10 protein-coding genes are annotated in these 13,244 nt (G+C 57.1%); 8 read left to right on the top strand and 2 right to left on the bottom strand.

Features of this window, described 5'->3' with window-relative positions:
- The 4 genes from A2I95_RS22705 to A2I95_RS22690 form a co-directional block, all read left to right on the top strand.
- A partial coding sequence (locus tag A2I95_RS22705) for a calcium-binding protein (protein ID WP_291733518.1) occupies window positions 1-2,351 on the top strand: 2,351 nt, incomplete at its 5' end.
- 444 nt (window positions 2,352-2,795) lie between these two features.
- Complete coding sequence (locus tag A2I95_RS22700; protein ID WP_291733517.1) at window positions 2,796-3,539, top strand: sugar transferase; 744 nt, start codon at window positions 2,796-2,798, stop codon at window positions 3,537-3,539.
- Window positions 3,540-3,681: 142 nt separating this feature from the next.
- A complete protein-coding gene (locus tag A2I95_RS22695; RefSeq protein ID WP_291733516.1) occupies window positions 3,682-3,906 on the top strand; it encodes a hypothetical protein in 225 nt (74 codons plus the stop codon).
- Entirely contained in the window at window positions 3,896-4,792 is an 897-nt protein-coding gene (locus A2I95_RS22690) for a glycosyltransferase family 2 protein (RefSeq protein ID WP_291733515.1), read from the top strand. The genes A2I95_RS22695 and A2I95_RS22690 overlap by 11 nt, the downstream gene beginning before the upstream one ends.
- Window positions 4,793-4,946: 154 nt before the next feature.
- Here the strand turns inward: A2I95_RS22690 and A2I95_RS22685 are convergent, their stop codons facing one another.
- Entirely contained in the window at window positions 4,947-5,762 is an 816-nt protein-coding gene (locus tag A2I95_RS22685; protein WP_291733514.1) for a sulfotransferase, read from the bottom strand.
- A gap of 404 nt (window positions 5,763-6,166) precedes the next feature.
- Between A2I95_RS22685 and A2I95_RS22680 the strand changes: the two genes are divergently transcribed.
- The 3 genes from A2I95_RS22680 (at window position 6,167) to A2I95_RS22670 (ending at window position 11,121) form a co-directional block, all read left to right on the top strand.
- Entirely contained in the window at window positions 6,167-7,660 is a 1,494-nt protein-coding gene (locus A2I95_RS22680) for a UbiA family prenyltransferase (RefSeq protein ID WP_291733512.1), read from the top strand.
- Window positions 7,661-8,019: 359 nt separating this feature from the next.
- Complete coding sequence (locus A2I95_RS22675; RefSeq protein ID WP_291733510.1) at window positions 8,020-9,660, top strand: hypothetical protein; 1,641 nt, start codon at window positions 8,020-8,022, stop codon at window positions 9,658-9,660.
- Window positions 9,661-9,666: 6 nt separating this feature from the next.
- Window positions 9,667-11,121, top strand: a complete 1,455-nt coding sequence (locus tag A2I95_RS22670; RefSeq protein ID WP_291733508.1) for an oligosaccharide flippase family protein — start codon at window positions 9,667-9,669, stop codon at window positions 11,119-11,121.
- A 64-nt stretch (window positions 11,122-11,185) separates the two neighbouring features.
- Here A2I95_RS22670 and A2I95_RS22665 read toward each other — a convergent pair whose 3' ends face one another.
- Window positions 11,186-12,433, bottom strand: a complete 1,248-nt coding sequence (locus A2I95_RS22665; RefSeq protein ID WP_291733505.1) for a polysaccharide biosynthesis/export family protein — start codon at window positions 12,431-12,433, stop codon at window positions 11,186-11,188.
- An 89-nt stretch (window positions 12,434-12,522) separates the two neighbouring features.
- On the opposite strand from A2I95_RS22665, the gene A2I95_RS22660 reads away from it, so the two are divergent.
- On the top strand, window positions 12,523-13,244 hold a 722-nt coding region (locus tag A2I95_RS22660), incomplete at its 3' end, for a glycosyltransferase family 2 protein (protein ID WP_291733503.1).

Below are 13,244 nucleotides of genomic sequence, written 5' to 3'. Positions count from 1 at the left end.
GCTATGCGGTTCATATCCACCGCACCGGTGCGGAGGAGGACGCAAAGCTCGCGATCGTCGAAGGCAATGCGGTCACCGGCAGCCCTGGCTGGGGCATCGTCCACCACGACAGCCACGCAGCCATCGATTACAATTTCGTCTATGGCGTTGCAGGCGCCGGCATCGTTTCGGAAGACGCAAATGAGACCGGCCAGTGGATCGGCAATTTTGTCACCTCCACCGTCGGCACCGGGCGGGATCCTGGCGGCAAAGGTGATGCAAACGTCCTGACTTTGGAAAAGTCCGGCGATTTCGGTATCGAAGGCGTCGCCTATGAAAGCCAGGCGCGGCAAATCATCCAGCAAGACAACATCGCCGCGAATTCCAAGACCGCCTGGATGTTCAACACCTCCGAGACCAGCACCCAGGGGCCGACCACGGATGTTGTTCAGTTCGATCCCTCGGGCAATCCTCTCGTTTATAAGGAACGCTTTGGCGAGGAAGACACGTCCATTATCGATTTCAGCGGCAACCAGATAATGGCCGTTGATGTCGGTATCTTTACCGGCCATCGGGAAATCGACAACGCCACAGACATCCAGCAGACATTTACAGATCTGACGGCCTACAACGTCATGAACGAAGCCGTTCACATCTTCAACTATACAAATGAGTACGTGTTCAAGGACACGCTCTTTGTTCACGTCGGCCGAGGCTTCAAAGTCGGCGACAAAGTTGAAGGCATCAACCTGTCGAATGTTCACGTTGAAGACGCGGTCAGTGTCTTCTCCGCGCGTGGCTACAATGCTGATGGCGTATTTGTCGACGTGACATACAGGGACGTTGGCCAAACTCTTTCAGGTTATAATCTGGATGGGCAGTTGGTCAGCTTTGATGATCGGATCATCGACAGCGCGGATCTGACGCCAGTGGAACAGATCACTTTCAAGGCGGATTCCGGCGCGAAAATGACAATCCGCCCGAACGGAGCCGAGCTTGATATTCGCGGCACCCTGACTGACAGCGTCGGCGATTTCAAATTCCACGCGAATACCTGGTTTCGTCAGGACGTGCACACGTTTGAGGGGCTGCAGACTAAAATCAAGGGAAGCAATGTAGATTACCTTCTCGAAAAATACGGGGCGATCGAGAACAGCAACGGCACCTGGGATCTGGCCTTCTACTGGTGGGCCGGCGACCGGATGACCGGTGAAAACCAGGCCGTGCTCATCCCGCTGCGCCTTGAAGGGTTCCAGGATTCAGAACTGCAGCAATACAAGATCAACGGCTTCACGCCTCCGTCAAACGAAGTCAAGCATTACTATGAGGACGGAATTCAATCCATTGGCCAGGACTTTGCCAGTGAAACGGGCGAGCCCAAACCGGATCCTGTTCCGGGTCCTGATGAGGACGTGCTGCAAAATGGCACCGACGGCAACGACACCCTCGAGAGCGGTGACGGCAACGACACCCTGTTCGGGGGCGATGGAGACGATCTGTTCATCCTGAACGGCGGCAACAACCGCGTGTGGGCTGGCGACGGCGACACTGGGGCTGACAACATTGACATCAACGGCGACGGCGACAATATCGTGGCCGGCGGCGGCGGCGCCGATGATATCGACATCGCAGGCGATGGTGCGAACCAGGCGTGGGGCGGTGAAGGCGGCGACAATATCGACGTCAATGACGGTGCCGATGGCAACAATATTCTGGGCGGCGGCGCAGGCGCAGACATCCTGACCGTCAACGGCGATGGCGGCAACGCGCTTTGGGGCGGCGCAGGCGGCGACAGCCTGACAATTGCTGGGGCCGCGGAAGGCGCCAACACTGTTGGCGGCAGCCAGGGCGCAGACACCATCATTGTCTCCGGAGCCGGCAACAACATCATCTTCGGCGGTGATGATGATGACAACGACGTCATCACCATCACCGGCACCGGTAACAACACCGTCTTCGGCGGCGGCACCGCTGGCGTCAACACCATCACCATTGGTGATGCGGCGACCGGCATCAACACCATCTACAACGGTGGCGGTGATGATGTTGTCAACGTGAACGGCGCCGGTGCCAATGTTCTTTATGCTGGTGCTGGCGATGATGATTTTGCCTTTGATGATGACGGTGCAGGGACCATTGTTGTCGAAAACGGCAGCGGTTCAGATGATATCACGGGCTTCCGCATTGATGGCACCATCCTGCTGGACCTGTCCGCCCTGGGCTTTGCCGATGCAGAGGATGTGCTGAGCAGTATGACCGATACCGGTGCGGATACCGCTTTGTCTGCCGGGGCGGGCCAAACGCTCACTTTGGCTGGTATCGACTTGAGCGACTTGCAGGCTGCAGACCCTGCCGACTGGCTGGCCCTGTAATCCAAACAGAATGAAATGAGAGTCCCCAAGGGCCCCGCAAGGGGCCCTTATTTCATCTTCTTTCTGATTCCCGGGGGCCAACAGCCGGTATCCCTCACTTAAAGCCGTCCGGATTCCGGGGCGAAGCCAAGCCCCGGGAATCTCCAGGACCCGGTGGCCGGCGCCGGGCTCAGGCCAGGGCGTCTTTGGGCTAACGTTTTGCTAAACTTGAAAGCTTCAGGCTGCAGGCCGCGATGCTGCCTGCGCATTCATCAGCTTGCGCCAAGAGTTTGCTTATCGGCAAATTTCAGGCGCGGCGGCTTGCCGCTTGCAGCAAAGGCAATAGATGGTAAGCTCTAAACGTTAACGATTGGTAAACTTCAGCTGCGCCGCTGCCCTGTGATTGTTCCGCCAGGGTATTGGGCTTGCTGGGAATACAAAGTTTTTGTGTGGGGGGAATCTGTGATGTCTTTGGACTCCGCGACTTCAGTGTCGGAGGAAGATAGGGCGTTTGGTACAAGAAGAAGCACATCCTGTCAGTTTGCACATTCCGCAGGCGTAACCGGTTTCACCGGCAGACAGCGTTTTTCCGGGAAAATCGCGAAACGGCTGTGCGATATCATGCTGTCCTTGATGATGATCGTGCTGTTTGCACCGCTCATGGCCATGCTGTCGCTTTACATCATGCTGGTTTACCAGGTGTCGCCAATCTTCAGGCACAACCGTGTCGGCTTGGGAGGCAGAGAGTTTTCCTGCTTGAAGTTCCGGACCATGGCGCCCAATGCAGGAGAGGTGCTGGACAAAATACTTGCAGAAGATCCGGTTCTGCGCCGCGAATGGGAGCAAACAAGAAAGCTCAAAAATGATCCCAGGATCCTTCCCGGCCTCGGAAACCTGATGCGCCAGTCCAGCCTGGATGAGCTGCCGCAGATCTTCAATGTGTTCATCGGAGACATGAGCGTTGTCGGCCCGCGGCCAGTGACGCAGGAGGAATTGGCGCAATACGGCAAGGATAGAGCATATTATGAAGCCGTGAAGCCAGGCATCACCGGTGCTTGGCAGATTGGCGGGCGCTCGGACACCTCTTATGCTGAGCGTGTCTCTATGGATGTGTGGTATGTCTGCAATTCAAGCTTGCGGCTCGATCTTCAGATTTTTTGGAAGACTGTGCTATTGTTTGTTTCCGGCCGCTTGTCCGGAGCAGTATGACGAAGTCCGCTGGGCGGGGGGGCTGCGCCGGCTTTTGAAGCGGCTGCGGTGCTCGACGTAGAGTATGATCAAACACAGCGGGGCCGACAAAAGCCAGCCAGCCAGAAGCCACATCAGCCAAGACCCCCCGGACAGCAGGCATATGAGCAAACACAATCCGATCGAGACGGCTGAGGAGAAGAACAATCTGGATATGATCATTGCCAACATTGATCCTGTCTGGCAGCAGCAGTGTCCCCGCATCCGATCTTACGCGGCGGCGAGCACCCTAGTTGTGCGGGATATTGAGCGGAAATGGAACTACAATTTTGGTCACAAAGTAGATAGGCAAGAACTGGCCGTGCAGGTGGCAAGACATGAATATTGACATTGGCATCTGCACATTCCGCCGCGACAGCCTGCACAAGACGTTGGAAAGCCTCGCCGTTCAAAACCTTCCAGAGCACGTGAAAATCCGGATCATCATTGCCGACAACGATGAACGGCCCATCAGAGAAGCCGCGATCGAAGCGCAAGCAAGGAAGCTCAGGCTTAACTTGCGTTATGTGCATGCCCCGGCCGGCAATATCTCGATTGCGCGAAACGCCTGCCTCGAGAATTCCGATGCAGAGTATCTGGTGTTTATTGACGATGACGAGATCGCTGAACCGGATTGGATCGCCAGCCTTCTTGAAACCGCAGCCCGGGAGCGGGCCGCTGTTGTGTTTGGCCCGGTGCATGCCGTTTACCCGCCCGGCGCGCCGGAATGGATGCGCGACAACAAAATCCACTCAAGCGTGCCCTCCGCGCTGAACGGAACCGTTGAGACGGGGTTTTCCGGCAACGTGCTCCTGGACCGGCGGGACGCGCGCTTGCGCGATGCCCGGTTCCGCCTCGACTTCGGGCGGACCGGAGGCGAAGATATCGACTTCTTTTTCCGGCTGCATCGCATGGGTTTCCCTATGGCGATCAGCACATCTGCGGTTGTTCACGAACCCGTAGATCCTTCCCGCCTGTCCTTCGACTGGCTTTTGACAAAGAACATGGCAACCGGAACGATCTATGGATTTTGCGCCCGGCAGGGGCAGTCCCGGAAGGTGCCGCTATTGCTGGCTAAAAGTCTTGCCAAATCAGCCTATTGCGGGGTTCGCGCCATCGTATCTTTGAGCAGCAGGACAAGATGCGCCTTTTGGGCGCTCCGCGGCGGTTTCCACTACGGCGTCATGAAGGGATGCTTCAGAAAGCCAAATCGCGAATTCTATGGCCGCGTATGAACAATTGCAGCAGGGGGCATGGATGACAGAATGTTCCATGGCTGCAGGCCGGTTCCTTTGACCGTTGCAATTCAGGGAGGTTCTGTCAGCGGGTCTCCTTGAAAGTGATGAAAGCCGGCCGCTCGGCACGCGCTTGCAAGAGCAACCGGGTTTTTTATCCAGACGGCGGCAGCTCTTCGCTGAACAAGGACGCATAGGATGTCCCGTGGAAGGCCTCGCGCAGTTCGTCATAGTTCTCGATAACTTCAGATTTTGAGCGGGTATTCTGCTTGGACATGCGCGTATGAACCGGTGCAGGCTCAATTCCCAGGAATGCGAACAGCCGGTGCATCTCATCCTGTGTGTTGGCCGCCAGCGTTTCATAGGTCATCTGAAACAGCCGGTCCTCTGGAAAGGTCTCCACAATGCGGGACTCCCAGGCTTCCAGCCAAGTGAGTTGCTCATGGACCCATTCAACGGACATATGCACGGTCTTGTTGCCATAGGATCCGGACACCCATTGCTGGAGCGCGTTCGCCAGGCGCATTGAAATCAGCAAGGCCAGCTTGTCCTGGCGCCGGAGCTGAATGATCCGGATGGAAGAATTGGCCTGCAGATGTTCCAGCAAGTCTCCAGTCCCTGGGATACCTCGCACATCTCCATATCGAGGCTCGATATTATTGTAGAGAATTTTGACGCCGGAGATTTGTTCGGTTGTCAGGCGGCTGAGGCGCCGGTCCAGATAGGCACACACCCCCGCTTGGTTGATCCGTCGGCGTACCAATGGGCTTTCAAGCTGAAATTCTCCGAATATTTCACCGTGCTGAAAGATTTTAGAATGAGATTTAAGTAATGATATCAATAGATTAGAGCCAGATCGGCCGCTTGAAAGAATGGCAAACTTCTTAATGGGCGGCAGGAACAGGCTGGCCGCTGCACCTGTTGTTGAATGCAGGAAGTCTTTTATCGGCACGGAATATTGAGGCTGCATGCATTTCTCAATGACGGGTCGGTTTCAGTCAGACTATAGGTGATTGGGGCGGCGGCGTCATCCAGCGGCCCGCAACCGGCAGATCAGACCGCGGCCCTGCCAAACCTGATCAGCGGCCGCCGTCTTCGTCAAGCAATGCCATGCTGATACTGAGGCCGCCCGAAATCTACCCGGGCCGGTCAAGGGCGGGTTTCAGAGGCGTTCAGCAGCACTGCCGGAACGGAATGCATTTTCTTCGAAGGGATCCCGCAGAGACAGCGCAATGGGTTCACCTGGACACTGCAGCGCCTTGCGGCACTATACTGTGAAATCACCTTTCGCTTTCACGTTCAGCATGGGTTAGAATTTTCCCTTGCGGCTCCAAAACCCTTGATTTGTGCAATTTTTTTGAGTTTGGTAACGATATGACGTCGACATTTGCAGCGCAGCGCGAAACGGCAGGCTTTTTTGATTTGGACGAAACCGGTCGCACAGACGTGCCTCTGATCGTCGATCTGGACGGAACCCTGACAAAATCCGACACGATGCACGAGGCGCTTTTACTGCTCATCTCCAAGCATCCGGCGAAGCTGCCGCAGATTGCAGCCTGGCTGCTGTCCGGCAAAGCCAAATTCAAAGACAGGCTCGCATCGGAAGTCCTGATCGATGCTGCATCTGTTCCGATGCGTGACAAAGTTCTTGCGCTTATCAGCGCGGCCAAAGCCGAAGAGCGCGAGGTCCTTTTGGTCTCGGCCTCGAACCAAAGGCAGGTCAAGCAGATCGCGGCGCAAATGGGTTTGTTCGATGAAGCCGTGGGGTCGGATGACACCCGCAATCTTTCCGGGAAAGAAAAGGCGCGCTGGCTGGTTGAGCGTTTTGGCGAAAAGGGCTTCGACTATATCGGAGACTCGAATGCGGATCTGGACGTGTGGCCTGCGGCCCGCCAAGCGATCACTGTTGGCTCCAACAGGACCATACGTAAACGTGTCGACGAAATATGCGCGAATGCCCTCCATCTGGCGGATGATGACAGCGGCAATACTTTCGGGCGCAGCCGCCATTATATCAAAGCCATGCGCCCGCATCAGTGGCTGAAAAACCTGCTCATTTTTGTTCCAGCCCTTGCGGCGCATGATCCGGCGGCGCTGCTGCCGTCGTTCCTGGCGTTTTGCGCCTTCTGCCTGGCCGCGTCGAGCATCTATCTGATCAATGACATGCTGGACCTGCATGTGGACCGCCAGCACCCGCGAAAACGCAACCGCCCGTTCGCTGCGGGGACAATTCCAGTGGCGCACGGGACGGTTCATTCCGGGGTGCTGCTTGTCAGTGCGCTGGCGATCGCGGGTTTTCTGCCGCCGCTGTTTGCCACTGTCCTTCTGGGGTATGTCGGCCTGACGTTTGCGTATTCCCTGGTTCTGAAACGCAAGCTTATGATTGATATCTGGACCTTGGGCGCCCTTTACACCATCCGGATCGTTGCCGGGGGGGCTGCCGGCGGCATCCCGCTGTCGGAATGGCTTCTGGCCTTCTCCATGTTCCTGTTTCTGTCTTTAGCTGCCGTAAAGCGCATTTCTGAACTGACGGACCTGAAAGCCCGGAAACTGACCAGTACAGACGGCAGGGGCTACCGTGTTGCCGACTTGCCGGTTGTTCTGGGTGCGATGCTGGCGTCGGGCTATTGTTCTGTTGTCATTCTGGCGCTCTATGTGTCGAACGCAAATGTCGCCAGTCTATACTCGGAGCCTAGATTGCTCTGGCTGGCTTGCATGATGCTTCTGTATTGGATCAACCGTGTGGCGATCATCTCCTACCGCGGAGAAATGCATGACGACCCGATCGTCTTCGCCCTGAGGGACAGGATCAGCCTCCTGGTGTTCCTGTGCTGCGGGACGGTATTTGTCGTCAGCGCACAGCTATGACGTAATCATCCGGCGCAGACCAACGGCGCCATCTTTGAATGGCCGGTAGCATATGTGCAGGACAATGGCCAAGCAGAATGCCGGATCCCTCGACCCGCGCCAGCAGCGCGCTATCTGCACATATGTTTGACACGCTAACCTTCAACCGGCCAAGGATTTTCTCAATGACTTACGACGGCTTACCAAGGCAGCAATGACCAAAGACACAGGCTTGTCCGATCCACCGGCCGCTGATGCCGGGACCGCCGCAGAGCGGATTGCTGCAGTCATGGCGCAGGGCCGGTTCGGTATGACCGGACCGCTCTTCAGCCGGGACCTGCATCCATAACAACAAATTTCTGAAGAGACCGGGAACCGCAATGGCACTGGATCGAAAATCCGCAGATTTCCTCTTGGCACTGGGGCTTGCATGCGCTGGAGCGGCGATTGCCTGGCTGCTGACGGGCGGGCTGCCCGCCATCGGCATCGACGACGCTGCCATCACACGGTCTTATGCAGAGAATATCGCCAATGGTGCAGGCTATGTCTACAATGTCGGCGGGGAAAGAGTTGAAGGCTCCACTGCTTTCTTATGGGTTGGGATCCTGACACTGGCGTATTGGCTCACGCCCGCGCCGGAACTTGCAATCATCCTGCTTTGCGGCGCGTTCACTCTGACAGCAATCTATATCACTTTGCGGCTTGTCCGGGCCCTGTGCGGCTGGCTGAACATCGCACCGGCCCCTGCCGTTTGGATCCTGTCAGTCTGCCTGGCCGCCAGCCCGGGCTATTTCATGTGGTCGGTCTGGACCATGATGGAGCTGGCACTCTGGTCGATGATACTGATCTGGATGGTGTATCTGCTGGCCAGGCTGGTGGAGGGGGACGGCGGCCGGAGCAATACTGTCTGCCTTTTGGCTGCGGCGGCCCTGATGCCCCTGGTCCGGCCCGAAGGAATTGTCACCGCGCTCGGCCTGCTCATCCTGAGCGGGATCATCGCGCCGCGGTTCTGGCGGGCGGTTGCCGGACCCGTTGCTGTTGCCATTACCGCCTTCGTTGCGGTGACGTCATTCCGCCTGTCCTATTTCGGCCAGCCTTTCCCCAATACATTCTACGCAAAAGTGTCCTCGGACAAATTGCAAGGCCTGGCCGATGGCCTGAAATACCTGTTCGATTTTCTCCTGCGCAGCCCGTTTGCGGAAATTTTCGTTGCGATCTGGCTGGGGGGGGCAATCTGGGCAATGGCCGCCACGGTACAGAACCGCCCCGGTGCGCGGGCACTCTTGGTGACGGGGGCTGCCATTTTCGGAATTCTATTGGCCTATGCCGCGCTGGGGGGGGATCACTTCACGCTCTGGCGCTTTTATCAGCCGGTAGCGCCGCTGATGCCAATAGGGGTTTCCTTGCTGCTCGCCGGCGCCCCTTCTGCGGTCGCTGCCGCCCCTGTCAGGGCGGCGGCAAAGTCTGCCGCCGCTGCTGCGGCCGCCGGAGCCTTTATAATCGGATGGATGCAGTATTATCAGGCCAGGTTCGATATCCGCAAAGAATACACATTGGTGGAACAGGGGCTGAGTTTCGGCCGGTTCCTGAACAGGATCGAGCCGCGGCCGACCATCGGGGTTGGTCCCGCCGGCGGTATCGCACTGGCCTATGACGGCGAAATCCTCGATCTGCTGGGCCTGAACTGGGTTGAGATGGCGCATGCCAATCCGGTCAAGGTGGGCATGCGGAATCATGCGAGTTTCGACAAAGCCACATTCTGGAAACACGCACCCGATGTGCTGGCGGCTTTCAACCGGGCCTGCGCCAAGGACAAGTCTTTGGCATTCTGGCCGCATGCCGATACTGCGTTTGACGGCCTCTTTTCAGACGAAAACTTCCGGCGCGCTTATGTGCCGGTAGCCTTCCTGCAGGGGGCAGATTGCTGGCCCGGTTTTGCAAAACCGGAATGGTTGATCCGGACAGGCCCCGGCACGGCGATCAAACCCTATGACTGGGCGGACGTGAAGGTCATGGAGTGACTTGAAGTGGCCGCAGACCACTCCCCCGCCTGGCATTCAGCCAAAAGCTTTTTCGTCAGCGTCAGTTCGCTGGTTTCGGCGCGCCTGTTTTTGGCCTTGTCGCAGATTATGGTTCTGCCGATTGTCGCGCGGCATTTGACGGTCGAGGAATTCGCACTGATGGCGATGGCCATGTCGGTGGTGGTCTTTTGCAGCGTTCTGAGCGATGCCGGTCTCGGCCGTTCGCTGATCCGGACCCCCTCTTATGATCACGAGGAATGGGTCAGTGTATTCTGGCTGCTGGTTGCGGTGGGTATCGGGCTGGCTGCCGCCGTACTTGCAATCGGACCGCTCTGGGCCGCCTTCTTTGATCAACCGGAATTGGTGCAGGTCCTTGCCGCATTGTCGGTCGTCCCTTTCTTTCAAGCCGTGTCAGCGGCTCCGAACGCCGAAATCGAGCGGCGTGAAGATTATGCCGGCATCGCCAGAAACCAGGTTCTGACGACGGTCGTCAGTCTGAGCCTTGCAGTTGCCCTTGCCATCTTGGGGGCCGGCATATGGGCTCTTGTGGCACAGCAAGTTTCCCTGGCTGCTGTCAGGCTGGCGGGAATTCTCTACCTGTCCCGGTTCCGGCCCGCCCTGTCATTCAAACTGCGGCTGGTCACCCCGCACCTGATCTTTGCCCGCGATGCCCTGTCGGTTTCGGCCATTTCCGTGATCAAAGCTCAAGTTGCAGTTGTAGCCATTGGAAAATTCAACGGCGAGGCGTCTTTGGGCCTGTTTTCGATGAGCGCCCGGTTTTCCAAACTGCCTCAGTTCGGCCTGGTAGGGCCGGTATCCACCGTCGTTTATGTCCGCATGGCCAAGGCTCAAAGCGATCCCGAACGTCTCGTGAGAATATATCTTGCTGCAATAAACCTGATGGCGACTCTCCTGCTTCCGCTACTGGCGATGACCGCGGTTGCAGGGACTGCTGTTTTCACTGTCGCGCTGTCCGAAGAATGGAGACAGGTTGCTCCGATTTTCGCGTTATCCATATCCGGCCTCGCCCTCGAAGCAATCGCTGTGACCCTGCTGGCTTGTATTTTCCGGGCAACCGGCCGCACAGACCTGCATGTGAGACTGAGCACGGAGTCCACTATTCTCTATGCAGGCCTCGTTATCACGGCAGCCGCTCTGTCCGATGTATTGTCGGTTGCAGCCGCTATCTCGCTCTGGGGCTTTCTGATTGTGCCTCGCGGCTGGTATCTGGCGAAAAAGGTGGTGCCGATCGAGGTTCCGGATTGCCTCAATGCGCTTTTGGTGCCGGTCGCGCTGTCTTTGGCCATGGCGGGCGCTCACGCTGTCCTGCGGTCATCCTGGCAGCCTGGGCATGCGGCTGAAATCGGGATGGCGGGTCTGATATGGATCACCGGCTTTGCAGTGGCGGTTTCCCTTCAGCATAAGACGCTCGCCAAGGCAATCGGCGTATTCCGTGAGTGACCTGCTTCCGCTGATCCCAGGTTTGCAACGATAGCCTGCGGGCCGGTTCTGATAGCGGCCGGTTTCAGCCGGGAGAAATGCTGTCAGCGAGGCTCAGTGTCTGCTCGACCGTAATCACATCTCCGGGTAAAACAATCGTACCGGATCCCTGAAAGATCTGCTGCCCTTCGCCATTGCCGCGTTGGAGCCGGAAGGTTCTGAAATATTGCTGACCCTCGCCGGCAAACTCAATATCTTCCCCGCGTTCCAAAAGAAGCCTGCGCGCAGTGTCGCGGCGGGTGCGCAGCGTTTCGATCCGCGCGTTCACATTCTGCAGCTCCACTGCGGCCTGAGTTGCCCGGTTTGCCTTTACCGTCAAAACATCCCGCTCAGCTTCCTTGATGCTTTGATGGGCGCGGTAAAACCCATTTTGAAGGTCGAGCATTTTTTCTTCAATGTCGAATACGCTTTTCTGCGCCTGGGTTAATTGAGGCGTCCGGGCAAGCCCCTTTTCGAGCAGGGAGTACGTGTCCTGAAGATAGTTTTCAGCTTGTTCCAATTGGGCCTGGTGGCTCTCGATCCTCTTTTGAAAGGTTTCGATTTCAGTCGTCAGCAAAGATATAAGCTCGCTCAAGGATGCCAGTTCACGGTCCAGGGCGGTCTTGCGCGAGGTGAAAATCCTGCTTTCTTCCTCCAATAGCGGGGCTAAGGTTTCTGGGCTGCCGGTTTGGAAAAAAGAGTCCGGGAACTGCAGCGCAGCCTGTTCTTCCACCTCAGCCTTCAGCCGGATGGCGGTGATTTGCGCACGCAGCAACTCTGAATCGATCTGTTGCAGCGAGCCGGTCTCGCGCAAGACTGCCAATGTGTCGACACCCGTTTCCTCCAGCCGCCGCCCTCCGCCGGCCAGTGCAAAGGCTTGCAGCACCGTCAGGCCCGGCCGGACGGGATAAGCCCCGGGATTGCCGACATCCCCGATGATAAAGAAGGAGCTGTATTCTATCACCTCAACAGCGGTTGACGGGCGGATGTTGCTCCGGATCTGCTTTTCCAGTGCATTGGCAACCTTGTCAGCCAGTTCCTCGGGCGTCTGGCCAACCGCCTGAATACGGCCGGCAAGCGGTATCATTATACGCCCTTCGATTTGAACCGAATACTCTCCGCTGACTGCCCGCCAGATCACGTAGCCGCGCTCCTCCTCATCCCAAGTCACAACACGCAGGCTGATTTTGTCTCCCGGGGAAAGACGGTAAGAATCCGGCGCAGTCTGCGCCTGCGCATTTCCCCAGAGCATGCAAATCAGGGGAGCGAGGCAAAATATGAGCAGTCGAAGCATAATCTGTTCCTTCCGCATCCGGCGCCGGCATCGAAGCGACAAACAAGTGTCCGCCACGCCGCACAGCACTAGATGTATGAAAACCACCCGTGTTTCTTTGCTTTGGGCTGCATGCAATTTTTCACTTAGGGAACGTCAGTTTGCAAGGTTCTATTTCGGCAATTATCCCGACATTCAACAGAAGCAGGTATCTCGGCGAAGCCATTGCGGCACTTGCAGATCAGACCCGGGCACTGGATCAGATCATCATCTGGGACGATGGATCAACCGACGGCACCGCGGAGGTCGTCCAACAGGCTTTAAGTGCAGATTTGAACGGTGTTCTCCAGTACTTCAAGGCAGAAAACCAGGGTAAATCTGCAGCCTTGAACGCTGCAATGAAACATGCTCAGGGCGAGTATATCTGGATATGCGATGACGATGATGTCGCGTGCCCGGACGCAGCTGAAAAGCTGGCGCATATTCTTGATACGGATGATGCCGGCATTGCAGCCGGTGCGCACGTCCGGTTTCATGCCGGCACTGGCGGCGGGGAAAAGACGTTCACGGGAACCGGTTACTGGCCGGACCTGTCCGCAGGAAGCGTCATTCGCCATTTGCTGGAAGACATCTTTTTCTTCCAGAACGCAAGCCTGGTCAGACGGTCCTGCTACGACGCCGTAGGACCCTTTCGTGAGGACCTCAGCCGGTCTATCGACTATGAGATGTTCGTCCGGCTGGGGACCCGGTTTCCGATCAAAGTAATCAACGACATTCTCTTCCTTCAGCGCAAGCACAACGGGGTCCGCGGTCCGTCGGCACAGCGGCATAC

The organism is Leisingera sp. F5, from assembly GCF_001593695.1.
Note: the sequence above shows the minus strand (reverse complement) of the source record. Positions and strands in the feature narration are given on the sequence as shown.

Bases quoted from the DNA above. Each gene is read 5' to 3' on its own strand.
- A2I95_RS22700 (WP_291733517.1), top strand. From the start codon at position 2,796: ATGTCTTTGGACTCCGCGACTTCAGTGTCGGAGGAAGATAGGGCGTTT.
- A2I95_RS22695 (WP_291733516.1), top strand. From the start codon at position 3,682: ATGAGCAAACACAATCCGATCGAGACGGCTGAGGAGAAGAACAATCTG.
- A2I95_RS22690 (WP_291733515.1), top strand. From the start codon at position 3,896: ATGAATATTGACATTGGCATCTGCACATTCCGCCGCGACAGCCTGCAC.
- A2I95_RS22685 (WP_291733514.1), bottom strand. From the start codon at position 5,762: ATGCAGCCTCAATATTCCGTGCCGATAAAAGACTTCCTGCATTCAACA.
- A2I95_RS22680 (WP_291733512.1), top strand. From the start codon at position 6,167: ATGACGTCGACATTTGCAGCGCAGCGCGAAACGGCAGGCTTTTTTGAT.
- A2I95_RS22675 (WP_291733510.1), top strand. From the start codon at position 8,020: ATGGCACTGGATCGAAAATCCGCAGATTTCCTCTTGGCACTGGGGCTT.
- A2I95_RS22665 (WP_291733505.1), bottom strand. From the start codon at position 12,433: ATGCTTCGACTGCTCATATTTTGCCTCGCTCCCCTGATTTGCATGCTC.